The organism is Mesorhizobium vachelliae (assembly GCF_033977325.1).
Classification (GTDB): domain Bacteria; phylum Pseudomonadota; class Alphaproteobacteria; order Rhizobiales; family Rhizobiaceae; genus Mesorhizobium; species Mesorhizobium vachelliae.
Map to the genome: position 1 here is coordinate 1 of NZ_JAVIIR010000033.1, position 26434 is coordinate 26434.

The 26434-nt window shown below is 60.3% G+C and carries 12 protein-coding genes and 5 pseudogenes; 16 read left to right on the forward strand and 1 reads right to left on the reverse strand.

Annotation, left to right across the window (positions count from 1 at the left end):
* Positions 1 to 1304 (reverse strand): annotated as a pseudogene (locus RFM41_RS32915) (hypothetical protein); the annotation flags it as partial.
* Positions 1305 to 3851: 2547 nt separating this feature from the next.
* Between RFM41_RS32915 and RFM41_RS32920 the strand changes: the two are divergent.
* The 16 genes and pseudogenes from RFM41_RS32920 to RFM41_RS32990 form a co-directional block, all read left to right on the forward strand.
* A complete protein-coding gene (locus tag RFM41_RS32920; RefSeq protein ID WP_320253360.1) occupies positions 3852 to 10778 on the forward strand; it encodes a shikimate kinase in 6927 nt (2308 codons plus the stop codon).
* A gap of 981 nt (positions 10779 to 11759) precedes the next feature.
* Positions 11760 to 11969 carry a nodulation protein NopA gene (locus RFM41_RS32925; RefSeq protein WP_320230220.1) on the forward strand — a complete coding sequence of 70 codons (210 nt, stop codon included), beginning with the start codon at positions 11760 to 11762 and terminating at the stop codon, positions 11967 to 11969.
* A gap of 114 nt (positions 11970 to 12083) precedes the next feature.
* Complete coding sequence (locus RFM41_RS32930) at positions 12084 to 12974, forward strand: SctD/MshK family protein (protein ID WP_320230221.1); 891 nt, start codon at positions 12084 to 12086, stop codon at positions 12972 to 12974.
* 26 nt (positions 12975 to 13000) lie between these two features.
* Positions 13001 to 13576, forward strand: coding sequence for a hypothetical protein (locus RFM41_RS32935; protein WP_320230222.1), 576 nt, complete (start codon positions 13001 to 13003; stop codon positions 13574 to 13576).
* A 42-nt stretch (positions 13577 to 13618) separates the two neighbouring features.
* Positions 13619 to 13996, forward strand: coding sequence for a histidine kinase (locus tag RFM41_RS32940; protein ID WP_320217578.1), 378 nt, complete (start codon positions 13619 to 13621; stop codon positions 13994 to 13996).
* Positions 13997 to 14007: 11 nt separating this feature from the next.
* A complete protein-coding gene (sctV, locus tag RFM41_RS32945) occupies positions 14008 to 16101 on the forward strand; it encodes a type III secretion system export apparatus subunit SctV (protein WP_320230223.1) in 2094 nt (697 codons plus the stop codon).
* 37 nt (positions 16102 to 16138) lie between these two features.
* Entirely contained in the window at positions 16139 to 16678 is a 540-nt protein-coding gene (locus RFM41_RS32950) for a tetratricopeptide repeat protein (protein WP_320230224.1), read from the forward strand.
* Between the two features lie 568 nt (positions 16679 to 17246).
* Positions 17247 to 17990 (forward strand): MurR/RpiR family transcriptional regulator, encoded by a 744-nt coding sequence (locus RFM41_RS32955; RefSeq protein WP_320253361.1) that lies wholly within the window; start codon positions 17247 to 17249, stop codon positions 17988 to 17990.
* A 330-nt stretch (positions 17991 to 18320) separates the two neighbouring features.
* A pseudogene (locus RFM41_RS32960) lies at positions 18321 to 19097 on the forward strand (transposase family protein); the annotation flags it as partial.
* A 283-nt stretch (positions 19098 to 19380) separates the two neighbouring features.
* The gene (tnpA, locus tag RFM41_RS32965; protein WP_320230227.1) at positions 19381 to 19818 is read left to right on the forward strand and encodes an IS66-like element accessory protein TnpA; all 438 of its coding nucleotides are present in this window, start codon (positions 19381 to 19383) and stop codon (positions 19816 to 19818) included.
* Complete coding sequence (gene tnpB / locus RFM41_RS32970; protein WP_320230228.1) at positions 19815 to 20165, forward strand: IS66 family insertion sequence element accessory protein TnpB; 351 nt, start codon at positions 19815 to 19817, stop codon at positions 20163 to 20165. The genes tnpA and tnpB overlap by 4 nt, the downstream gene beginning before the upstream one ends.
* Positions 20166 to 20237: 72 nt before the next feature.
* A pseudogene (locus tag RFM41_RS34300) lies at positions 20238 to 20531 on the forward strand (transposase domain-containing protein); the annotation flags it as partial.
* A 21-nt stretch (positions 20532 to 20552) separates the two neighbouring features.
* A pseudogene (gene tnpC, locus RFM41_RS32975) lies at positions 20553 to 21515 on the forward strand (IS66 family transposase); the annotation flags it as partial.
* 193 nt (positions 21516 to 21708) lie between these two features.
* Positions 21709 to 21822, forward strand: a complete 114-nt coding sequence (locus RFM41_RS32980; RefSeq protein WP_320230229.1) for a transposase domain-containing protein — start codon at positions 21709 to 21711, stop codon at positions 21820 to 21822.
* Positions 21774 to 22421, forward strand: coding sequence for a UPF0149 family protein (locus RFM41_RS32985; protein ID WP_320230230.1), 648 nt, complete (start codon positions 21774 to 21776; stop codon positions 22419 to 22421). The genes RFM41_RS32980 and RFM41_RS32985 overlap by 49 nt, the downstream gene beginning before the upstream one ends.
* A gap of 389 nt (positions 22422 to 22810) precedes the next feature.
* Positions 22811 to 26434 (forward strand): annotated as a pseudogene (locus RFM41_RS32990) (hypothetical protein); the annotation flags it as partial.

The following is a 26434-nucleotide window of genomic DNA, read 5'->3' on the forward strand; positions in this document are numbered from 1 at the left end:
GACGAGGGCGTGGAGGACTGCATCTGCGTGGTGAGCCAATCCCAAGCCCCCTCGAACGGAGTATGCGGAGCTGAGGAAAACTCTTGAAACGAGCTGGCCTGCTGGGCGCCTTCCCCGGCGAACGAACCCGCCTCCTCAGGATCCCGCAACCCGAGCGCTCTGTTCGCCTCAACGACTTGTAGGTATTGCCGAAGGTCGTTGAGACGCAGCTTGGCGTGCTTAGTGGCTTGTTCGAAGCCCTTGACATCTCGCATCAACTCACTTTGTTGCTGCTGACCCCCCTTGAGTCGGCTCACTATGCTCCCCTTCTTCTCCCTTTGGAGCCAATCACTAAACCTGCGTTGCACGCTAGCCGCATGGAAAATAGGGGCCTTCTGTTTCGCAGTCGGCTCGGGTCCAAGGTTGCTCAATCTTTCTTGGGTCACAAGGTCGATAAGTTCGGCGTCGTCGGGATAAGCATCCAGGAGGCGCCGCCCCATGATACGCGGGCCGGGCCCGATCTGTTCGATGCCGCACCCTTCCGACATAAGCCTCCGGAGATGATTCAGCGTCGACTGAAGACGGTTCTCAGGGTCGTTACCCTGGGCTTTATACAGGTCTAAATCGTCCGCCAGCGATTCATCTCGAAACCGAGAAGCCAACGGCTCCTTGTCGTTCTCATGGAGCCAGTTGGCGAATTTTTTTGCATGTATCAGGCTGCTGTCAATCGTGTTTTTGGGAACCCCGGCTTGCATGGCTGCCGTTTTGAACCTCTTCATGAGCGCAGCATCTTCGGCAGGAGGGGCAGCCAAGCGCTGTCGGCGGTGGGGGTTGAAATTTGGGGGGCGTTCCTCGACGTTCGCGGCATGGAACTCCTGAAGCACTGTCAATGCTGCATGGATATCTCTTGTGCCAGAGAGTGTCGCAAGTCGATTCAGATCCTCGGGGCGGTCAAGCAAGCTGGACAGCGTTAAGTTCATGGGCCGTAGCCAGGTACGGAATTTATGCAGACTCGTCTCCCACCCACTAACGGTCTTTCTCGCACGGCCGGCGGATTGGGCCGCCTCGCTGAACCCCGCAATAAGCCTCTCGTCATCTGTGAGCTCAGCTGGTGGCAGATTGGTTTGTCGTATATTTTCCAATGCCTCTATGATTTGATCTTTGGTTTTCTTGCTGCCGGCAGAGTCAAATTGCTGCGCATACTCCCGTGCATCGTTGTCCAACTCATGGTCGTTCAACCGGTCGGCAATTGGGTCCCTCTCGCGCTGGTTAAGCCATGCACTGAACTGGTGCAAATGAGATGCATTCCTCTGGGCAGTCTGCACGAATGTGCTGCCGAGAGACGCCCTCAAAAACCTGGAAACAAGGATTTTGTCCGCCTCAAAGGGCTCGGTCGGGAGCCGTCGCTTCGCGTAATATATGCGAAGCTCTGAATGAACTACATCCGACGCCGACATTCCGGACGAGTCCTCGCGACAACTCCCCGAAAAGGCTTTGACGACACCCGACTTCACACGTGACCATAGGTGCCGGCCTTTGCCGTCCTTCGTCCGCACAGCAGGAGGCGCTCCCAAGGGCCCGGTGTAGCACGTGCTGCTGAACCCGCCATTTCGTGGCTTGGACTGCGGAGGCATCCACATTGAATCCTCTATGTCAGCGCGCTGGGGGGTTCCATGCGGCTTGGCAGGGCGAGTGTCAGGCATACTAGCTTCAGGGTAAGTAGCATCACTGGGGCGCGCACCAGCGGAACTGAGCTGCAACTCGCTCAGTTGCTGTTCAAAATGTGCTTGATCCGCGGGCATGCCTCCCGATTGTTGCCTCGCCCGCTGCTGTTCCTGCAGAGCAGCGTAGTCGCGCATCCAGGCGTCCGTATCAAACCATCCGTTGTGGGGCTCCAAATCACTCTCCCTAGATGAGACAAATCATAGCTGGACCCAAGCTAAGCTCGGATGCGGAATTTGCATTTCGATCGAACCTAACGGCCGCTTCGAAGGCTTTGCGTTGTTCAACGTCCGGTGTATCTCTCATTTAGCTGTCAAAAGGCTGACGAGCACCTTTGTACGTGCCGGTAATTTCACAGATATTGAAGTGCGCAGCCTGTGGGTGGCAATGACGAGGCTACTGGTTTGCCGGTCTGATGTTTGATGTTCAAACTGGTTGCGAACTCGGATGGCTGAGCGGGAATGAACAGGCAGATATGATCTCCTCGAACGCCACTGACAGACTGCTTCGACGTCACCGTGTCTATTGAGCTCTCGCCGCCTGCGTCCCATCGAGCGATCAGGCCATTGCGGCTCGTTTTGTGGTCACGACACGCGCCCTGTTGCCCAGGACAGTGTCGACACGAGGGTACCGACAGGAATCGAATTTTTTGCAGCTGGCGAACAACGCCTGCATGGTTGCCCGGTCGTCGGTCTGCAGCCGATATGGCAGGCGCGCAATTCCCATCGTTCGGCCTCTTCGGCCACGGAGCGGCCGCAGGGCTGACGATGACGCAGATTGCTCACAAATTTCCAGTTCTCTCAGGCTGTAGCTCGCGCCCGCTGCCGCAGTAGTTCCAGTGGTCTTCGCTTTTAGCAACTTCAGCATTTTGGCTGAGCGCAGGTCAGGTTTATGTAAGGTAAGGACGGCTATGTGCGATGGCCAAAGCTTTGTCATTGTCTCAGGAAAGCAACATTTTGCGAAAGATCGATGTCTGTCGGGTGGTACGGGGGACATCGTCGCCTTTGGCGCATGGCTCGATGACCGCGGTTCCCGTTATTTCCATGCCGCCGACGTGCGCGCGACATCTCCTGCCGCGACTGCTGCGCGTGCTCCGGATTAAGGCAAACTTTGGGAATAGCCGCCGGTGCCGTGCAAGCGATCGCGTCAGGGCGATCCACAAGACCTCGAACGGGACCGATGGGGTCTCACGCATGCTGAGTTGACCAATGGGGTGAGTACTTCGGTCGCATGCGCTTCGAGCGGCTGATGAGGGCATGGCCAGCGTCAGACTTTTCAGAACCCCCGTTTCTTGACGACCATCTTCGCCTGGGCGCCCGGTCCATCGCACTTCTCGCCCCACGGATGAGCGAATCAGCCTCGACACTATAGGCGGCGCATTGCCCGCATTGGAGATTGGATATATGACAGGCATTGGACGATCTGGAAGATCGCACATTGGAGGTGCTGACTCCGGCAGCACGCGGGGATCGAGCGGTCCGTGCTCGCAATCAGGCCGCGCCCCTGAAGAAGGCAGTCAATCGTTCAATTCCGTCGTGCAACGGATGCACTCTGGGCCTCAAAACCAAGGGACGTCCTCCGCTCCCATTGCGCCCCAAGCCGATAATTCTGCTGGCGGCCGCCCTGCCGGTCCCTCGCTTGGCTCACACCGACTTTTGGCTGCTGCTCTAGGTCAAATCAGTGGGCGGCGTCGTCGTTTCCCCTCGGTGCCGGAGGGCGAGGGGCCAACCCGAGAAGAAGGCTTCTTGCATCCTGATGACGAACCCTGGCGCGGCGATCGATCAGCCGGACCTTCATATACAGCCGCGCGCCCACCGCGTCAGCAAAGCGTGAGCGAACCGGCTGCCAGACCGGGAGAACGGCCGATCGACGATAAGGCCGGGCGGGACGGTCACGGCGGAATCTCGCTACGGAACGGACCAAGGCGGCAGCCCGGTGGCGAACCCCGGCGCAGCCATCAAGCGGCCGGAAGCTCGCGCATCGACGCGTTGCCGCCACATCGACAAAGCGTACCCGATCTGGGCGCCAGATCAGGCGAGCGACCTATCGACCATGTAGCTAGGCGGGATGGCCGCACTGCAAACTCGCAAGAACTGCTTAATGGCGCCCTACACGACATCGGTTTCGCTGGTGACATCCGCAAATTCTCAATGGCTGTGGTGCGCTATCGCAGAGATCTGAAGATGCCGGAACTTGCAACATTCCTGCAACAGGCCGCTGCCCAGTTCACATCTCGATTTGTCACCAACTGGCAGCACGATATCCGCGTCCGGCAAACATGGGGATATGCCACAGTTTGCAATGCAGTGAGCCGCGAGGAAGGCCCGGCAGGCATGGAAGCTTGCCGGGCCATGGCAGCTCAGGTGTCTAGGTTTGCCCACGAACTCATTGATGTCGAGCCCAAAGCGCTTGCGCTCTTGGCGTTATCGTTCAGCCGATATCCACGGGTGCCGGCTTGCCAAAATGGGATGGGCAGCATTGCTGAATTTTGTTGCGAGCAAAGCGGAGTGCTTCGGGAACTCGACAGTCAAAGCCTGGCCCTGTTGGCGAACGGGTTCAGCAAATGGCCGGAACAGGAAAACTCACGCCTTGCCTCGGTCGCAGTCTCCGGTGAGGTCCGTCGCCGCGCCGAACGGACAAACGGCCTCGCCGGTTTTGAGCCACAGCATTTGGCGAATCTGGTGAACGGTTTCAGCAAATGGCCGCAAGAGACGGGGTGTGGCGCGGCCACGGTCGCCATCGCCAGCGAGGTGGGCCGTCGCGCTGGCCAAGCCAACTGGCTCTGTGATTTTCATCCGCAGGAATTGGCCAATTTGGTGAACGGTTTCAGCAAATGGCCGGAAGCTGCAGGCTGCGGTGACGGCACAGGCGCGATCGCTGGTGAGGTGCTTCGCCGCGGCGGCAGCCGGCTCTCTGCTCTTGATTCGCAGAACTTGGCGAACTTGGTGAACGGTTTCAGCAAATGGCCGGAGAGGACAGGCTGTGGCGCGGCCACGGCGGTGATTGCCAAAGAGATTCTTCGCCGCGGCGCCGATGCGTTATCTGATTTTACTCCGCAGGGTCTGGCAAATCTGGTGAACGGCTTCAGCAAGTGGTCTGACACAGGGGGGTGTGGTGCGGCCACCCTCGCGATCGCGGGTGAGATTCGTCGCCGCGCCAGTGGAGCGGATCGGCTCGCCAATTTCACTCACCAGCACCTGGCAAACTTGGTAAACGCCTTTAGCAAGTGGCCTGGACAAGAGAGTTCACGCCTTGCCACTGTCGCGATCGCCGGTGAAGTCCGTCGCCTTGCCAACCGGCTCTCGGGTTTTGATTCGCGGGACTTGGCGAACCTGGTAAACGGCTTCAGCAAGTGGCCTGCCGAGTTGGCGTGTGCCGAAGCCACGGTCGCGATCGCCTGTGAGATTCGTCGCCGCGCCGATAGGCTGTCCGATTTTACTCCGCAGGCACTAGCGAATCTGGTGAACGGCTTCAGCAAACGGCCGGACCAAGTGAGCTGTAGTAGCGCCACGGTCGCGATCGCTGGTGAGCTGGTTCGCCGCGGCCCCGGCCGACTTTCCAGTTTTGCCCACCAGCATCTGGCAAACCTGGTGAACGGGTTCAGCAAGTGGCCCGATCAGGCGAACTGCCGCGAGGCCGCGCTCGCGATCGCTGGTGAGGTTCTTTGCCGCCGCGCCCGCCGGCTCCCTGGTTTTGATTCGCGCGAGCTGGCGAACCTTGCGCTCGGTTTCAGCAAATGGCCCGATGAAGCAGTCTGTGGTGACGTCACGGTCGCGATCGCTGGTGAGATGCTTCATCGCGGGGACCGTGCCGATGAGCTATCTGCTTTCAGCCCGCAGGATCTGGCACACTTGGCGAACGGTTTCAGCAAATGGCCAAAGCAGGCGGGTTGTGCTGCGGCCACCGTCGCTCTAGCCGGCGAGGTTCGCCGCCGCGCCGACGCGCTGTCCGTCTTTGATCCGCAGGATCTGGCCAACCTGGTAGGTTGCTTCAGCAAATGGCCGGAACAAGTGGAGTGTCGCCGCGCTACCGTCGCGATCGGTTGCGAGATCCGGCGCCGCGCTGACCACGCTGGCCAGCTATCTTATTGTACCCCGCAGTCTCTGGCGAACCTGGTGAACGGCTTCAGCAAGTGGCCGGATGAGACGGGCTGTTGCCAGGCCACCCTTGCGATTGCCGGTGAGGTTCGCCGCCGCGGCGCCCACCTGACCGATTTTACTGCGCAGGAGCAGGCGAACCTGGTGAATGGCTTCAGCAAGTGGCCGGTAGAGGCGGGCTGTCGCGAGGCTACCGTCGCGATCGCCGGCGATGTGCTTCGCCGTGCCGATCGCGCCGAGCAGCTATCTGCTTTCAATCCGCAGGATCTGGCAAATCTGGTTAACGGTTTCAGCAAGTGGACTGACGAGACGGGGTGCGGGGACGCCTCGGTCGCAATTGCTGCTGAAGTTCGTTGTCGCGCCGACCGCACCGGGGGGCTGTCCGATTTCTCCTCGCAGCAACTTGCCATTGTCCTGCATGGCTTCAGCAAATGGCCCGAACAACCGGTATGCCATGGGGCGATCATGGATATCGCGCGCGGGTTCGGCGCGGCGGGTCCAAGATTTAGCACCTTCACTACCGTCGCGCTCGGCACCATCGCCAATATCTTGGGGCGCGGCGTCGTGCGGGGACAGGACGCCGGAGAAATTGCAGACACCGCTCTGCTGAGGGATCGGCTGCATCAGCTGGCCCATCATCTTCATTACGCCAGCGATCGCCTGGAGCAGGCCGACGCGCTAAGCATCGTGCATATCTTCAAGGCGCTGGCGAAGGCGCAGTTGCATGACGATTTGGGTCTACTGGCACGGACAGGCTTGGATCGACTCGAGGCATTGCGTCGGACCTCTGGCTTTGCCCCCGAGAACCTCGAGACCATGGGCAATCTCTGCGCCGCTCTGGTGCCGTTAGCGCGCAGCTCCCAAAGGGCGTTGCGCTGGCACCGCAGGCAGACTTTGAACCTGCTGAACGACATTCAACCAGTCATGGAGCACAAGATCAAGGCGCAACTCAAGGCAAGCGAGGCCGAGCGGATCGCTGGACCGAATTCGAGCCGCTGTCCCGCCTTGTCGATTTATCAAGTGCTCAAGGCCCGTGCTGTCCTTGAGGGGCTTTACAAGAGGCCCTACGTCGATGCCGAAAGTTCCACTTTGAAGCGGCGTCGGGATGAGCTGCATCGCGGAACCAGGGAGATCCTGGCCAGCACGCGCGGCCTCATCGAAGGCGACCTTTCCAACATGAGCTGGAACCTGATCGCGCAGATCGAGGCAGAGGGGCCGGTCGAGGCGCTGGACGAGTTCATGGCCCAGAACGCGGCACTGATCCAGGCCCGACATCCAGCCGCCGTCTTCGATGTCCATAAGGTATTGCGCGCTATGGACCACGAGCCGAGACCGCCGGAGGGTGATGCGGGGCTGATGCAGTTGCCGGTGGTGGACATGCAGGGGCGGCGATTGCCGACGGAGCCCGAGACGCGCTATTCCATTTTCCATCGCCTGACCTCAGGGGCGGTGAAGGTGGTCGCGGTACAACTGCCGGGAAAGCCGAGCGCCTTCATGCTGGGGCGGACATTGAGTGTCGAGGGTGTGCCATACCGGATGGATCTATTCGGCGGCAGCAAGTCAAAACCGCCGAAAAAGACCCTTGCCCAGATCGCCGCCCGCGCTCCAGGCGAAACGGGGGCTCAGGCGCTCGGGGGGAAGCTGCTGGCAATTCCATATGCCGAAACCGCACCGGGTACGGCGTTCGAGCAGCTGTCGCGACACTGGGCGCCATTCAAAGAAGCCTATTATTACACGCAGCGCCGAGGCTTTGCCGCGCCCCCGGCGATCAAAGGTCTAGGGCCCCACGACTACGCACTCGAAGGAGCCTTCAAACTGTCGCTGCTGCCGGACCGTCTGACGGGCGAAGCGCATCCCTTCAGGCTGACCGGGCCGGAAGGCCCGATCGCCTTGCGACCGCATGACGGTTGCGGCTTCATAAAGGCTTCGTTGGCCGAGCGTATGCCGGCTGTTCGTCGGGCCGTTCAAGGCCAAGGTCTCGATCGGGTGGCCGCTTTTGCTGAGGCAAGGAGATCGTCCGTTCCTGCCTCGGCGCTGCAACATTATCCGCGCAGCGAGCTGGTGGCGGATGAGACGCGCGAGAAGGCCAAGACCTGGCTCGACAGCAGAGAAGGACAAGAGCTGGGGGCCGAGGATCTGTTTCGCACCGTGACGGCCGGACACATCGACGCTCCCGGCGCGGTCGCCGTACCGTCCAGTGATGATTGCGTCCATGTGCCCACGCTCAAGAGCGAGACCTTGACGGGGAGGGGTGGCGTGCTGATCGGGCGAGCCCCCTATGACAAGGCCAACCTGCGGCCATTTGGCGCCAGGCAAGTCAGGTCGGCAGGTGACGGGGATGCGACTGCGGCCTTCCTGGATGGCTGCGTAGCCATTCAATACAGTTTCAATGTCGCCGAGAAGAAGGGGAAAGAACTGGCGGGCGACGATCCGATGTTTTTTGCCAAAGGCATTCTGATCGTCGTGCCAGACAAGATGTGGCCGGCCGACTACGCGGAGCGTGGGCTGGTGCTGTCCGCCGAAGACGTCAAATCGCATTCGAGCTGGACACACGGCAAGGATCGAGCCAAGGTGGACACGCCGGTCGACAGCATAGGCATCCTCCAGGCGACGGAGGTGTTTGCTCCGGGCTCTTTGGTTGCTATCCCGACCAGTGAACAGAAGAAGCTTGACGGCGACTTCGACGGGGACGCGGTCATCATCATCGGCGACCGACCGCAGCTTTATGAGCATGTGCGGCAGTTCGATGAGAAGGAGCAAGCGCGCGGCGTTCGCTCACTCAAGCCGGCGAAGTCGCATACCCCGGCGCTTAAGGACGATAGCTACCAATTCAGTCGTGCCCGCCAGATCCTTGCCACCACGCAGGACGTCCTGGAAACCTATAGCTGCCTGCAGCGAAACTTTCTGGCGCAGTCCGACGAGGCGCGACGCTGGTTTGCCGAGCGTGCTGTCTTCGGCACCTACGAAGGCATTCACCACGAGCTTAGGCGGGACATCGCTAACCTGTTGAACGCGGAAGAGGTGCGAGGCCAGGATATCCAGGACACGCTCGCCAGGGCGAGGCAGGAGATCGAGGTCGCCCGGCATCCGGTCGCGCGCGAGATGGCCGCGTTGCTCGTGACCGAGCTCGCGGCATGGGCGGCGAAGGCGGATCAGCAAAACTTGTCCGCAACCGTCGAGACCGTGGACGATTTAAGCCCGTCGGTGAGCCCAGCGCTTGCAAACCTCTTCCAGGAATTGGCGGAGAGCTATCCGGCAACGTCCCAGCCTCGCGACCGCGTCCAGCTTTTGCTCGACCACACTCAAGCCCGGATCGATCCTTCCCCGGATGGCTACAATCCGGACGACCTCGTCGAAAGCACAAGCAACCTGCTGAGCCTCGGCATTAAGGTCGGGACGGATGCCTATAAATCCGACACCGGCACCCGCCGGTTTCTGAAAAAAAGCCATGAGCTGCAGCGGCTCCTATGCCAGACGCCGGGCTTGCAGCCCGTGCCCTACGTCAAGAGCATGGCGGCGACACTCAGCCAGGGCAGGTTCGAAGTCGATGCGACCTTGGAGGAACTGAAGGACAATCCCACGCTGGCGGCTTGCGTCATGGAGGCCTCGATCAAATTCGCCGCACAGAACGGCCTGTTGCCCGAACGCTCCGGCCGCCGCCCTGCCGCCGTGGATTCCGATGTGACGGTAACGCTGAGCCGCCAGGAAGCATCGGAGCAGGCCAAAATCGAGGCGACGCGCGCGAGAGTTGAAGAGGAGGCAATCACCGCAGCGGCAATCTGGGTTGCCGAGAGCCTCAGGCAGGCCGGCATCCCGGTGAACATGCCTCATTTCGATCGCCGGGTGCGATCGGAAGGCTCGATGGCTGAACAGCTCACCGGATTGAACGCCCCCTCTGGCAGCGCGCCGCAGCTGATAAGCAACGCTGTCCGCCACATCTTCGAACTCCCCAACCAGGATTTTACCCGTGGCTTTAAGAAAGCCATCCTGGCCTTCGACGAGCGCGGCTACGCCGAACGCCACACAACCAACTGGTTCAGGATGCGCAATCCGACTTTCAGCGGCATCCAGAGCGTGCTCGCCACACCGCATGGTTATCGCTTCCAGGTTGAGTTCCATACGCCGGCCAGCTACCAAGCCAAGCTCGCCAATCATCACACATACAAGCAGCTGGACCAGCTGCGGCGGGCGGGAGGGGACGCTCCTGCGGAGCAACTCATGCAGCGCGTCATGGAAAACTGCCAGGGCGTTCCAGTCCCCGATGGCGCTCTGGCCGTGCTTCAGTGGGAAGCCGAAGGCGAACGCGGTGCAGGCGCCACTGCGGCCCTGAAATTGCGACCTGTCGGGCAACCAAGCATGCCGCAAACCGTCGGGTCATCACAGGCGAAGGAAGTCGTCGCGGCGCTCGGCAGTCGGCCGGTCGTGCTCGTTGGCATGCCGGGCGCCGGCAAATCCAGCATCGGCCCAGCTCTCGCGAAGCGACTGCAGTTCCACTTCCACGACACGGACAAAATAATCGAAAAGCAGACCCACAAATCGATCTCGCAAATCTTCGAAGAGCAGGGCGAGGTCTACTTCAGGGAGATGGAGGCGAAACTGATCGCCCGTCTGCTGGAGGAAGCGCCCGCGGTGATCGCCACCGGCGGCGGCGCGTTGATGCATGAGCAGAGCCGCCGTCTCATCGGCGACAAGGCGGTCTCGATCTGGCTCGATACCAAGCTGGAGGTTATCAAAAAGCGCCTCAAAAGGGATACCAGCCGCCCGCTGCTGCGAGGCCCTGACCCGGAGCAAAAGATCGCCCAACTGATCGATGAGCGCAGACCATTCTACCAACAAGCCGATCTCACCTTCATCCCGCCTCACCAACAAGACAAAAAGAACGCGGATCCATGCCTCAGCGCGCTACACGCCCATCTGTGCCCAACGCGGCCGCCACTCAGCAATTCGCCAATATTGTTGCGTCACCAGGATAAACCGTAGACAAGCACAGGAACTGACGGGAGCGTGTGAATGAGCCCTCGGTATCGTTTCAAGTCGCAGGGCAGTGAAAACACCGATACGAGAGAGTAATAACCACCGAAGCGGAGTCAGGGGGGCCATCGTCGATGGCCTCATCGCGCGTCCGGATTTGTTGCCCCCCCCAAACGCCACCGCAGCCGCCAAGCGCTCGCTGGCAAAAGCACTCGCTGACTTGCGTCTGAAAAAATAAAGCACCGTTCCGCACCCGCGCTATATACCTACGGACCGCCAGTTTAGCGGCGATCGTGAACGGGTCTATAACGATGGCGCGGGGAGCCCCCTACCATCTGAATTCATCCATCGGCAGAGTTCGCATACTACGAACGCTTCACATCGAACTGCTTCAATTGCGGCACCGAGCATGACAGCCCCTTCCGATCCCACCTTGCCGGGAAAATGGCGCCTTTAAAGCCGCCGTCGCATCGATATGAGCAGGCCAGCCCGTACACGACCATCAGTTTTGTGACAGCGTCCCTTCGTTTTTTTTTGAGCCGTCAGCTTCTCGAAAGCTCGCGCTCTTACTTTGAGCAAGTCGATTTTGAACACTGCATCGCAGCCTCTTGAGGGCAATAAAGGAACCGAGGTACCTGATGGTCGGAGCAATTAGAGGTGGAGGTGGCGGCACCGGTGCTTCCTTGGCTCGTGCGGGCCATGGGGATAGGCAGGATGAGCCCGGCGGGCCTTCTGGTAGTGGCCGACCGGTTGGGGAGGGTGGTCGGGACAGCGGTTCGGTCAGTTCCGGAAGTGACCCGCAAGCCGTAGATCAGAATGCGGCATTCCAAAGTGTTCTGAGTTCCATTGCGGTACAAATGGCGAGCGATACCATGGCTGATTTCGATGACGCCATGGGTGACACGGAAGAGGATGCCTGACGCCGGATCCTTCGGCGTCAGGAGTGTAAGCCGTCAAGACGGCGCAATTCGAAAGGAAAGGTAAAACGATATGTCTAAAGTTGCTCCCCCTGCTGGTGGTGGTGCTGCTCCGGCCATTGGCAATATGGCTGCTGAAGGGGCTGGGACTGCCGCCTTCCAGTCGCAAATTGCGGCGCTCACGGCAATGAGCGCAGAGGCGACGGAAAGGAGCGTGATGCTGCGCACCGTTACAACCAACCTTCAATCAATCAAGAAGGTGGCCGACGAGCGCGTTCAGTAACATTGCAAACGGGACGTAGTGTCGTCCCGATCGCTGCCTTGGCAGTGCAATGTGGAGTCAAAATGAGCCGTACGGCCATGCTGTACGGCTCATCTCCTTGTGCGGGAGAGTTCCGTGAATGACGCCATTTCCGTCGATTTCGAGGTGCTGTCGGGCCTCTATTCTGGGCTGACTGGTAATGCGCCTCTGGGGCCGAATGTAATCGGTGGTGGTCTTGAGTCCGATATAATTTTCATCGAGCAAGGGCTAGAGGCGCGTCATCTTCGTATCAGTCTTCTTGGCAATTCGATCGAGGTCGAGGCCCTTGCGGATGGGGTCCGCATAGAGGGCAACCAAAATGTTGCAGCAGGCGAGCGCGTTGTTGTGTCTCTTCCTGTCGTCATTCATGTGGGCGCGATGTCCATTCTCTGGTCCGTTCAAGATGCCGGGCAAAAGCGCCCCATTGGCATGCGTCGCCTCTCAATGCCAGTGATAGCCGTCGTCTTGCTGAGCTGCATTGGAGTCGGCGCGCTCTCAACCATTTTTTCCCTCTACGGCAGCGCCAGTGGATTGAGCGCCAATCCTACTAACCCCGCACCTATATCGAAGGTAACCATCAACCGCCCTGGTGATCAGAGCGTCCAGTTAGCGGCGAAAGCGCTGCAAGACGAAATTGATCGGGCGCAGTTATTCGATATCAAGATCAAATCCGCAGACAGTGTTGTTACCGCCGAGGGCACCGTCACGCCTGCCTTGGTCTTCAAGTGGCAGAAGATCCAACAGCGGTTCGATCATCGCACGAATGGAGCGCTAACACTCGTGAACGGTGTGGTGATCAAAGAGGACAAGGCGCCATCCGCAATCCCCATTGAAGCTGTTTGGCGCGGGAATCTGCCACATCTTCTGATCGGTGGGCAGAAGTATTTCATCGGCGCTCTATTGGATAATGGATGGATGGTCGATCGGATTGAGGACGCTCATGTGCTGCTGAGCCGAAATGGCCGCGTTGCTGCGCTCCCTTATTAAACTTCCAGGTTCGGTAGGAGAACTCCATGGTCAAGATGTCCAGCTACCCTGTCGGCTCCGGCACCTCGGCGCGCGATCTTAACATCGAGCCTGCAGGAGCAGCCGAGCCGGCCAATGATGGAACCAAGAATGCGGGGAAAATCGCGCTTACGAATATGGAGATCGATCGCGCTCATGCAAATAGTAGCAAGAAGCATGCATCGACTTTGCGGCGTGCGCACGCGCACGATATGCCGCTCGCACGCACGGCCAACGGATCGTTGGGAATTAGTGAAATCGAGGCGGTCACGCGCGTCAGCCCAAGCGAGAGCACTCAGATCAGTGAGATCGACTCCCGCGCTGCAATGGCCGCTCTTTATGGCCATACTCTCGCACGTAGCCAGCTCTCCTTCATCACGCCACGCCTACGTCATCCGGAAATCCTGCGCGAAGGGAAGCGTAGTGTTCTTCTGGAGCGCTTGGTCGACGCGCTATCGGCGGTACCTGAGGATTCGGTGGCGCGTGAAGGTATTTCCGCCCTCCAAGAGGAGTTCCGGCGGCTGGTGCTGTTGCGACAGAACCGGAACAGCTTGATCAAGGCGAGCGAAGGTCGACCTGGATGAAGAATAACACTCAAATGTTACGTCATCCCGTCGGGACACACGTTGCCAAAGACCGGTGATGTCGTGCTGATTTCCGAGCAGGAGCGAGATTTGCTCTGCGCCCTTTCCTATGCCCACCTAGCGTGTGGGCAGAGCGCCCAAAGCCTAGCCTTGTTGCGGCTCGCCGTCAGCGACAATTCTCAAGATGTCAGCCTGCTACGGATTTTCGCCTATGCGCTGATTGCTGAGGGTCTCGGCGATGAAGCACTGACGATCCTGGACAGGCTGGACGTACTTGATGACCAGCAATCTTCTCGCGTCCCTCTCACTCTCATGCGTAGCCATGCGCTGCTGCGAGCCCGTCGCATGGACGAGGCGCGAGCCGTTTTCCAAAGCTACGTTTCACTTCGCAGCGGCACAGTTCTTCTCAAACAAACATAAAGAAGGTCGCAATGGCGAACCTCATGCGCAACTTCATCGCGCGAGCGCCGGCCAACCCGGATATAATGGTCGCGTTAATGCTGCTTCTGGCGATCGGCATGATGATCATGCCAATCCCAATCGCGGTCGTTGACGTCCTGATCGGATTCAACCTCGGATTCGCCATACTTCTTCTAATGGTTGCCCTGTATGTCGGCACGCCACTTGAACTTTCTTCCCTGCCCGGCGTCATTTTGATCTCTACGGTGTTTCGCCTCGCGCTTACCATTGCAACGTCGCGACTAATCCTTGCGGAGGGGGAGGCCGGCAGCATCATCCACACGTTCGGCGATTTCGTAATCTCAGGCAACATCGTCGTAGGTTTTGTCATCTTTCTAGTGGTGACCATGGTCCAGTTCATGGTTCTCGCAAAGGGTGCCGAACGCGTTGCAGAAGTGGCGGCGCGATTCACGCTGGACGCTCTGCCAGGCAAGCAAATGGCGATCGATGCCGAGCTAAGGAATGGCCACATCGATGAGCATGAATCTCGTAGGCGGCGCGCCATGTTGGAGAAAGAAAGCCAACTTTATGGCGCTATGGACGGGGCCATGAAGTTCGTAAAGGGCGATGCCATCGCCGGGCTGGTGGTTATCTGTATCAACTTGCTGGGCGGAGTTTCCATCGGGCTGTCTAAGGGTTTGCCCTTCGGCGAGGTGCTGCACCAATACACTCTGCTGACCATAGGTGATGCATTAATCTCACAGATTCCGGCGCTGCTGCTGTCGATTTCATCGGCGACCATAGTCACGCGTGTAGGTGGGGCCGGGAGACTCAACCTTGGTGCCGACATAGCCGGCCAGCTCACCGCCAATACGCGGGCATTGAGGCTGGCTGCTGGTGTCATGGTTGCGATGGGGTTTGTTCCCGGCTTCCCTCTGCCCGTCTTTCTCGTGTTGGCCGCAGTCTTCGCGACGGCAAGTTTTACCAAAGGTGATAAGCAAAACGGCGACAATGCAAATGCTACCACTGCAGCTCCCGGGGAGGCAAAAAAGCAAACCCCACCTCCGGAAGGAGGTCCGATCACCCTGCTCCTTGCACCGAGCCTTGGCGATGCGATCAACCAAACCGAATTGCAACAGCACATTGAGCGCGTTTCGGAACTGGTCTCATCTGACCTCGGCATCATTGTTCCTCGCATCCCTGTTGCAGTCGAACAGCAGTTGCCGGACCCGCAGTTCAGGATAGATGTCGAGGGCGTACCGGTCGAACAGGATGCGATTGATCCGACGCAGCTAAGGCTTACCGACGATCTGGCCAATATTGAATTGAGCGGCATCCCCTTCCAGCATGACCCACAAGCGGGCAAGATCTGGGTCGAACAAAGCCATGCATCGGCTCTCAATGACGCCGGCATCGGCTATCACAGTCCCATCGAACTTATTGCATCGCGAGTCCAGGCAACGCTGACGCGCCGTGCGCGGCGCTTGGTGGGCATCCAAGAGACCCGTGAATTGCTGGGCCGAATGGAGCAGAAATATGCCGATTTGGTGAAGGAGGTGCTACGCACGACGCCGATCCCCCGGATCGCCGATGTCCTGCGCCGTCTACTGGACGAAGATATCCCGATCCGCAACACCCGCCTCGTCCTGGAGGCATTGGCCGAATGGGGGGAGCAGGAGCAAAACGTCGCATTGTTGACGGAATATGTTCGTTCCGGTCTGACACGGCAGATCTGTCATCGTTTTGCCAACGCTCAAGGTGTGGTGCCCGCCTTTATTATCGAACGTGAAACCGAGAATTTGGTGCGCAGCGCGATACGTGATTCGGCTGTTGGTCCCTACCTCGTATTGGGGGACGGGCAAAGTGAGATGCTGCTGTCACAAATGCGGCAGATCCATTCGAACCCTGCGCCGGGTCAGCGGCATCCTGTCATATTGGCTTCAATGGATGTCCGACGCTTCGTCCGCGGTTTCCTTACTCGCAACGGGATCGATCTCGTCGTTTTGTCTTATCAGGATCTGGATTCGGAGTTTACGATTCAGCCGGTCGGATCCGTCAAGCTCACCGCTGCAACGAATCATGAAACGTCAGGAGAACGTAACAATTTGCGCGTTGAGCCCAGCTGAACTGTGTAGCATTAGTCGTAAGGATAGCGGCATTCACATGAGAACAACAGTCGTTTCGCAGTTGCGTTCAGTTCGTCTGGCGTCAGTTCCCTTCGCAATACTTGTCATTCTTCCTCTCGGCGGTTGCGCTAGCTGGGGCACGCAAGCCCTTTCAGTGAAGGACACGCCGTCACCCGAGTTGCTCGGTGCCAAGGATATCAATCCGGCCATGCGCGAACGCATCTTGAGCTCCGTTGGTCAGGATGCTCACGAGCGGGCTTTGCGGGATCAGCTGCAGCAGCAACCAGGCAATGTCGACGCGGCGATCCAGCTTACGAAAGCCCTACTAGCAAGGAAACTCCCGAAGGAGGCCCTTCAGGTGCTCGACGGGGTTTTGATTGCGGCTCCAGGCAACTTGCGCACATTGAACGCGAAGGGAGTTGTGCTCGACATTTGCGGACGGCATGGCGCGGCACAAGCGCTATATCGCCAAGCGCTCAGGAAAGAACCGGGGAACCAGATGTTGGTCAACAACCTTAACCGGTCGCTCGCGCTTGACGAGAAGTCCGGACGGAGTGCGCCGGCACGATCGCGGTAGACTGGCATTCGCGCGGAAGCTCATCGCAGGCGATCAACATAGTCGCAGCAGCTTTTCATCAGTTGTTCCCCATTCTCCCCGCAAAACCTGACGAGCCCGAAATCAGCGCGAAAAAGCGTGGTCCATAGGTACGCGAATTGATCTCTCAAATGCTCAAATCCAGTAAGTGTGCGCCTTCTACGGCAATCAAACAGGGTATGTCTCCGAACGTAAGTGCCTCTGCGTTCTTGAAACTTGAAGGCGCAGAAGAGGGTGCTTATCGCTACGACATGAGATGTCATTCAGAAAGGGCGCGGCATTTTGTTTTCAATGAAGAACTGGCGCGTATCTCATCGGGTGATGTAGCCCAGTACCGGTGCAGTGCGGTTCAGCAAGAGCGTCCAATTGGAATTTTTTCGAGTGTCTATTCTTGTGAAATCGGGCGTACCTTTCAGCTGGCCGACTGGCGCGAAGGGCCATGAAAAAGGGGCCTCTAACCGACCTTTTAGTCGAACGGTTTGAGACGATGCCGCCTCAGGTCCAGCGGGCTGCCCGGTTTGTGTTGGACCATCCGCAGGACGTCGCGTTGATGTCCATGCGCGAGCAAGCGCATTTGGCGGGTGTGTCCCACACGACCATGATGAGGCTAGCGCGATGGCTCGACCTCGACCGCTACGAAGACATGCGCAGCGTTTATGCGAAGGCCCTGCGCACGTCTGCCGAATCGCCGCTGCCTGAGCGTCGGCAGGATGGCGATGGCAGTTACTCAACGGTCGGAGTCGTCGCGGGCACGCTGGCAGCGGAAATCGCGAGGCTCGGGGAATGCGCGAACGCGATGCAGCTGACGGCGGCTGCCAGTGTCCTTGCCGAGAGCCGAAATCTCTTCAGCCTTGGCCTGCGCGCAGAGCATCCGGTGGCACAGCATTTTGCCTACACGCTGTCACGGCTCGGCCGGCAGGCGGTCGTTCTTGATGCGGCCGGGGGGCTCGGCATCGATGCCTTGCGAGGTGTCGGGAAAGGCGACGTAGTGCTGGCGGTAGGCATCGAGCCTTACTGTCGTGCAACCATCGAAACGGCTAGGCAAGCAGCGCGCCAAGGAGTGGCTGTGGTTGCCATCACCGACAGCAGCGTATCGCCGCTCGCCCGTATGGCCAAGGCAAGCGTCATTGTAATTAGCAATCCTCAATCCTTCTTCAAAAGTATCGCGCCGGCTCTGGTAGCAAGCGAGATCTTGGCCAAGTTGATCGCTGCCAAGTCCGGATTGAATGTCGATGAGGTCGTGAAGGAAATCGAGCGCCAGCTCGCGGAGCTGGATGTCTTCTGGAAACGATAGTGGGAAGCGCAGCGGGTGGGCGAAATGTAATCCAAACCGCTGGTACCGGGATTAGCGCGTTTCCGGAAATTACTTGATGATTACCCGCGTGATTATCCGCGCAAGGCGACATGGAAGGGTGCGCCTCTGCCAGGCGAGCTGACCGATGACGCACTTGTGTGGATGCCGGCCATTTTGCAAGAAAGATTTTGAACCTTTGAACGTGATCGAGTGCGGTCTTGTGTCAGGCTTTGAGTTGCAGCATGTGAACGGCCGCACCTGAGACAGGCCTGACACAAGACCGCACTCGATCAAAGTTCAATGCTCTCCTTGCAAAACGGCTGGCATCCACACAAGTTCAAGCAGGCCAACAAGGCGCTGCGCAGGCTCAAGACCTATCTCGGCCGAACCATTCGCGACATCGCTCGCCAGATCGCCGGCCAAGAAGAGCTCGAGGTGATCTTCAGGTGGCCGCTCTACCAGGCTTCAGCGGTTCTGGAGCACCGTCAGAGCCAGCGCGGCGGCAAGATCTGGAGCCTGCATGCGCCCGAGGTCGAGTGCATCAGCAAGGGCAAGGCGCATGCCCCTTACGAGTTTGGCGTCAAGGCCCGAGAGGAAGGCCGGATAGATTCGCGCTTTTCCGCCAGCCCGGCGCGGGCAAGCAGCTTCTGCGCCACCACGCTCGAACTCGAAAGGTGGCCAGTTCGCCCTGCACGCGAAGGCACTGCCGGGCAATCCTTATGACGGCCACATACTCGCAACGATCGGCCCCAACATGGACAAGACCATCGGCAACCAGATCGGACGCATCCTCGCCGACGCTGGATACCGCGGCCACAATGCACCTCAAAGCCACAAGTTCAGGGTCATCACCGCCGGCCAGAAGCGGTGCATCACACCGGCCATCAAGCGGCAGATGCGCCGCCGCTCCGCGATCGAGCCATCGGCCACATCAAGGCCGAACACCGGATGGACCGCAACTAACTCGCCGGCGAGCAGGGCGACGCCGTCAACGCCATCCTGGCCGCCGCCGGCTACAACGTCTCGCTGCTGCTCAACTGGTTCAGGCAGCTTCTGTGGCTGCTCCTCGCCGCGCTCCAAAGCCGGCCGAAATCCCTCGAATGTTGACGAGCCTCATTGTTCACGGCGACTAGATAGGGAGAGCCTGATTTTTCTGCAGACCCAGTTCACGCCGCACTCGGATCGCTCTCATAAGAATTCAACGGATTGGGAGGTGGGGGCGGGCAGTTCTTAGTTCTTTAGGTCCCCAATTTTCGTCGGCTTCCCTTACAACCGCGCCTTTAAGCGCTGCCGCGAGGCTGCAAACACCTTTGCATGAGGCAACGCTTGAATCGTAAGCGTTGCATCAAGGCACCTTGCAATAGGCCGATGAACATGGAGCTTTCGCGCCATGACATTGGAACATGCAGAGGGCGATGTGGTCGCCGAGATCAGCGGCGCCGCGGCGGCTGAAGATGGTGCAACGATGCCCGGCTGCACGCGCCAACGGAGGCTGTGGAGTTGCGCGGAGAAGCGCGCGCTGGTCGACCTTGCGAGCGCGGCGGGTTCCTCGGTGACCGAGGTCGCGCAAGCATTCGGCGTAGCTCCTTCGCAGCTCTATGCTTGGCGCAAGCAGATGGCCGGCGGCGAGCACGATGCCGACCAGGCGATGGCGACCTTCGCACGGATCGAGGTGAACGAACTGCCCGAGGTCGACCGGCCCGCCGCCGATTGCCCGGACCCGACCGGCAGGATCGTCGTTGCCTTTCCGAGCGGCGCGCGATTGCGCATCGACGGGACCGTCGATCCGACAGCGCTGCGCATCGTCCTGGCGGAGTTGAGCAGGTGATCACGGTGGTGCCGACCGACCAGATTTTCCTGTGCTGCGGCGCGACCGACATGCGCCGCGGGATCAACAGCCTGGCGCGAATGGTGCAGCAGGTGCTCGCGCTCGACCCGCACATGGGCGCGATCTTCTGCTTCCGTGGACGCAAGGGTCATATCATCAAGATTTTGGCGCATGACGACCAGGGGTTTTGCTTATTCACAAAGCGGCTTACCGACCGCTGTTTTGCCTGGCCGACCACGAAGGATCAGGTCGTCGTGTCGCTCACCAAGGCGGAGCTTTCGCTGCTTCTGGAAGGAATCGACTGGCGCCGGCCGAGCAAGACTTATCGGCCGCGTCTGGCCGGCTAATTTTGCTCGTTTGTTATTGATTTTGTGTCGATTCTGCTTCCTCGAAGGAGCTCTTTCGGGTATGTAGTTTGGGTGTCGGAACAAGCTCCCTCAACCGCTGATTTCCTCGCCCGGATCGCGCTTCTGGAGGCGGCCGTTGCTGCCCGTGACACCACCATCGCCGAACGCGATGAGCAGTTGCGCAGAGAGCGCGCCGAGGCCGCACTTCGCATCCAGCGCCTGCAGCTGCGGATCGATCGCTTCAACCGCAAGGCCTTCGGCCGCTCATCCGAGAAGCTCGGCCAGATGCTGCTCGAACTCGAAGATCTCGAGACCGATTTCATCGCCGGCGCGCCCGAGGCCGAGCTACCCATCGTCGCTGACACCGACAAGGTTCGGGCGTTGCCGGTGCGCAAGCTCAATCCGAACCTGCCGCGCAAGCGGATCGTTCGCGAGCCGTCTTGCGCGTGCTGCCCCGGCTGCGGCGGCGCTCTGCGCGCCATGGGAGAAGATAGCGAGGAGATGCTCGACCTGGTCGTCCAGGCCTGGCAGGTGATCGAGACCGTTCGACCCAAGTACAGCTGCCGGACGTGCGATAAAATCATTCAGGCCCCGGTACCCGCTAAGGCCATTGCACGCGGGAAGCTCAGCTATGCGGCGCTCGCCCATATCATGATGGCGAAGTGGGGTTATCATCTGCCCTACTACCGTCAAACCCAGATGATGGCCGCGAAGGGCGTCGATATCGAGCGATCCACTCTGGCGCGCAGCGCCGGCTACGCCGCCGCCTTGCTCGATCCGATCTACAACCGCCTCCGTGAGATCTGCCGTACCCGCACCAAGCTCCACACCGACGACACGCGGCTTCCGATCCTGGCGCCCGGCACCGGCACGACGCACAAGGGCGCGCTCTGGGTTTACGTCGCCGACGACCGCAATTCAGGTTCTCAGGAGCCGCCGATCGCCTGGTACCGCGCCACCATGGGTCGCGCCGGCGAGAGCGTGATGAGCGAGCTCGCCGGATTTGCCGGCACGCTGCAGGCCGACGGATTCAGCGGCTACAATCAGATCTACAGGGGCGGCGCCATTCGAGAAGCCGCCTGCCTGGCGCATCTGCGTCGCAAGATATTCGACGTTCACGACAGCCAGCCGACCGAGCTCAGCACGACGGCGATGGCCGGTATCCAGGCGATCTACCGGATCGAGGAAGAGATACGGGGGCTTCCGCCGGCCGAACGATTGGCCGCACGACGAAGGCGGACCCGACCACTGGTGCGTGCGCTGCGACGACAGCTCATGCGCCAGGCCAAGGGTTTGTCGCGCCATGCCGATATCGCCAAGGCCTTCGCCTATGGCACCAAGCGATGGCGCGCGTTCAACCGGTTCCTCTACGATGGCCAGCTCGAGCCCGACAACCTGATCGCGGAGCGTGGCGATTCGTGGATTTACCGTCGGCCGGCGCAACTGGCTTTTCTCGGGCAGCTTCGCCGCGGCCGAGCGGTCAGCGGTCGTGCTCAGCATCATCGAGACCTGCAAGCTCTGCGGCGTCGATGCCGAAGCCTACATGGCCGACGTCATCGAGCGCATCCAGAACGACTGGCCAGCCTCGCGCTGGGATGAGCTGATGCCGTGGAACTGGGTGCGGCGCGAAGAGATGCCGCTCCCCTTGGCGGCATGAGCGCGCTCGATGACATGGCGCTGCCGGACGAGGCGCTCGAGGCCTGGATGGCCGCCAAGACCAATCCCCGCCCGCTGGTGCGGACCGTCTCGGCGCTGGATGGCTTCGTAACGGCGGCGGTCACCGGGCCGCGGTTCGCGGACCCGCAAGACTGGATGTGCCCACTCATGGGGTTGCCGCGCGACGTCCTGGCCAAGGGCTCTGCAACCGATCACGCCGTGTTTGCCAGCCTCGCCAGGATCCACAACCGGATCAACGAGACGCTGTTCGACAGACCGCACGATTATGCGCCCCGCTTCACCACCAAGCCCAGCGGCGGCATCGACCCGCGGCCATGGTGCCAGGGGTTCTACGCGGCCATGAACCTCAACATCAAACGCTGGAAACGGCTACTCGACCTCAACAACCCCAACCACGGCCTGCTGCTGCCGATCCTGATCTATTGCGTCGACAAAAAGGGGCGGCCTGTCCTCGGCAAACCCAGGCCGGGACCCGAGACCGCGCACTTCATCGAGCACGAGGCATACAAAGACATCACCCTTGTCATCCCCGCCCTTCGCGAACTCCACTACGTCACCCGCTATGATGACCCGCAGTAATCGCCGCCGGCGCGCCGACTAACGGCTGACCGCCATACACGCATCAGGCGACTTCGGGAAAGGTGCCTCGGCGCATCGCTTACCTTGAATCTCGGGAGCATCGTTACGTGAGGCAATACGCACGCTCACTTAGGTTGCCGCGCCGCAGGGCTGCAAAGGCGAGGCGCGTCATCACCAGATTCGTCAGCTTCGCAACGGCGATCGGACGGGGCTCGTCGAACGGGAAGATCGGCGGAGTGCAGCGAGTTCCTCCTTCGCGCCTGGAGTGATGGTCTCGACTGCGTCCTGCCGCGCTCTCGGTCCGTCAGCCTGTCGACAGCTGAGTCCCATAGAACAGTTTCCAGCCGCCAGGGCGGCTTGAGCTGCTCGGAACAGGCAAGGGAGATACGATGGATCCCTTCAACAATGTCAATCGGTCCCACGTCTCAGATCTCGCCCGCACAGACGATGCAGGCTCGCAACAGCAGCAGACCGACCAGGCGCGTTTTCAGGAGCATCTGAACGCGTTGCAGCCGGGCCAGCATCGGCAAGCTGTTCCAAACAGCCGTCTCGCCAGGCGGCGGACCGGCTCACATGCAGATGCGGTTGGACCGAGGATGCTGCAAGAGGAGGGCGCCGGGGAAGGCGGTTCGCAGTTGCCCTTTGCTCCACCAGCTCACTCACCTGCGCAGAGTTTTGACCAGGACGAGCTCTTTGCAGCCGCCGACCGCGCCGGGCCGTTGCCGGCCGCAAGTTTCGCTTCGGCGCAGTTCTGGCAGGATGCGGAGCGGGTGGTCCACTCACCCGCGCAAAGTGTCGATCAGCCACGGAGCCGCGTAGCGATTGGGGGCGGTTACGAAGCTTCGAGTTCCATGCCGCCGCGGGTCAACCTGCCCGACACGGGATTTGGAAGCGCACCCGATGGCGTGAGCCTCCCTCACGTCGTCACGGGCGCATTTCGGCCTGCGGCCAATCAACAGGGCGATTTGACCGGCGCGCGCCATACAATGCCGGCCGAGGCACCGCACCAGGTTTCCGTCGTTCAGCAAACGCGCAGTCGCAAGCGCGGCCGCGAGCACCCGGACGAGGCGCTTTTTGCCGCCTACCGTGCCGAGGCGGCTAAAACAGCCAAGGTGGGTGAAAGCGCGATTGTTGGCGATATAACGGCGCTGCGCAAGTTCAGCATATGGCTTGACGAGAACCACCAGAGCCAAATCAACGGCCGGATTGATGACGAGCAGCTGGACGGTCTGGCGAAGGACTTTGCGGGCAACGATGCCGTACTGCAGGGCGACACCAAAGTGGCGTTGGGAAGGCTCCGGCAGCATTCTGCCGGGCAGCCTGCGACGGCTGCTTCGGCTGTTCGACCCGGCACGAAGGACGATGAGGAACTCTTCGCCCAATACCGGGCAAAAGCCGTGGTCAAAGGATCAGCCGTGAGGCGCGATCTAGCGGCCTTACGCAAGTTCAGCAAATGGCTCGCCGAGAACCACCGCACGCAAATCGCCGGCCGGATTGAGGACCCCGGGTTGGACGCGCTGGCGAAGGACTTCGCGGAGCGCGATGACGAGCGTATCAATCCGGCGTTGAAGAGGCTCCGGCAAGCTTCTGGGACGGCTGCTTCGAATGTTCGACCTGGCACCAAAGACTATGAGCAACTCTTTGCCCAGGCTGCCGGCCTCGAAGAAGGGACCAGGGGAGGCGATTTGACCGGCGCGCGCCAAACAATGCCGGCCGCGGCGCCGCACCAGGCTTCCCTCGTTCAGCAAACGCGCAGCCGCAAGCATGTCCGAGAGCACCCGGACGAGGCGCTTTTTGCCGCCTACCGTGCCGAGGCGGCGAACACAGCCAAAGTGAGTGGACCCTCGATTGATCGCGATACAACGGCGCTGCGCAAGTTCAGCAAATGGCTGGCCGAGAACCACCAGAGCCAAATCGACGGTCGGATTGATGACGAGCAGCTCGACAGCCTGGCGAAGAACTTCGCGGGCAACGATGCCGGACTACTGAGCGACACCAACGTGGCGTTGGGAAGGCTCCGGCAGGCTTCTGCCGGACGGCCTGTGACGGCTGCTTCGACTGTTCGACGACCCGGCACGAAGGACGATGATGAACTCTTCGCCCAGTACCGGGCGAAAGCCAGGGCCCACCTCAAAGAACCAACCGTGAGGGCCGATCTAGCGGTGCTGCGCAAGTTCAGCAAATGGCTTGACGAAAACCACCGGACGCAGATCACCGGCCGGATTGAGGACCGGGGGTTGGACGCGCTCGCGAAGGACTTCGCGGAGCGCGAGAGGGCGCGTGTCAACCCGGCGCTGAAGAGGCTCCGGCAAGCTTCTGTCGGAGAGCCTCTGACGGCTTCGAATGTTCGACCTGGCACCAAGGACGATGAGGAACTCTTCGCCCAATACCGGGCAATAGCCGCGGCCCGCCTCAAAGAAGGAACCATGTGGCACGATCTAGCGTCGCTGCGTAAATTCAGTGCATGGCTTGACGAGAATCACCGGACTCAGATCGCCGGCCGGCTAGATGATCGGCAGTTGGACAGTCTGGCGAAGGACTTTTCGGGCAACCATCCCAAACTACTGAGCGAAATCAACGTGGCGTTGGGAAGGCTGCGGCAAGCCTATGCCGGAGAGACTGTCACAACAGCTAAAACTCGCCCCGTCAACGAAGAGAACCAGGTGATCGAAGATGCATGTCGGTCAGCTGCAAGCAGGTACGGTCAAGTCACGCTAACGATCTATCGGAGTACTTTGGGTCGTTTCAACGGGTGGCTCAGTCAGAACTTCGGCAAGGGCATTGCCCAGATTGAACCCGCGGTGCTGAGCCGGGCGGTTGACGAATACAAGAAGAACGCAGGCCCCGGTTTCGGCACAGCCTGGGGCTTTCTGCAGAGATACCGGCAAATGGTCGCAGCCAACAATGCGCTGGGCTTGGCAGCCCATGGGCAAGCGGCCCCGCGCGAGCAGCCAAGCGGCCCGCCCACTGGAACTGTGCAGAGCACCTCGGCCGTCGCCTTCTCGCCCATCCCCATGTCCCCGGGCGACCCGGCCTGGGACGTGTTGCGAGCCTTCCATGAAGAAGAGGCCGCACAGCCTGGCGCGCCAATGGCTACCAATGTGCCGCAGTTCCATCAGACGACATCGCTCCCGCCAGAATTGGCCCCCGTGCCGCCCCCATCCTCGCCTGCTCAAAGTGCCGGCTCGTCCTCGACCTTCGCCGGCCTTGAACCACTGTCACCCACACCTTATCGGCGTCCGGATTTTGATCTGAATGCGCTCACGCCCGGGCAACTGGCTGAGGAGAGTAGCGGCTTGGGCCATTGGACCGCAGTTGCCGGCTCGGCAATTGCCCAGCCCGGCTCGTCACGTAGATCATCGCAGATCTATGCCGGGCTTGATGACATCGTCGACTTGCACGACGATGCCGGCTCCGCGCCGTGGTCGGATGCTGCCAGGTCGAGATCGATTGCCGGGCCATCGTCGTCATCGAGCGAGCCTGGAGAAGGTTCCACGGCGTTGAGCGCTGCACATGGCAGGCACCCGGAGCTCGGGCCACAGCTTGGCTCGCGGGAGCAGGCCGATTGGGGGGTAAGGCCCGCCGCCTCGCAGGAAAGTTACGATCAGTCGCAGCTTTGGCAGGAGGTGGACCAAGCCGAAAGGCAAAGACCTGCCGGTCGGGACCGCCCCTGGTCAGGGTGGTCGCCGCAGTCGGATCAAGACATGGGACCAGCTTGGAGGTCCGCGTCAGCTCGCTCGTCTGATATCTACCGCGGTCTTGATTCCATAGTCGATTTGCCGTCCACACCGGCCGAGCTGCGTGATGATGCCCATTATGCCCCGCCTTCAGGTACAGCCTCCGACGCTCAGGTTGAGGCGCTCGATCCGCGAGCCTTGTCTCACGACCGCAGCGGGCTGGCACTAGGCGCCACGGAATGGCTGAACGATGAGCATATCCAGAGAGATTACGAACTTCTGGCGCAGGAGCTGCAGAGGGAAAATCCAGATCTCGCCGCCCGAACGCGGCTCGTC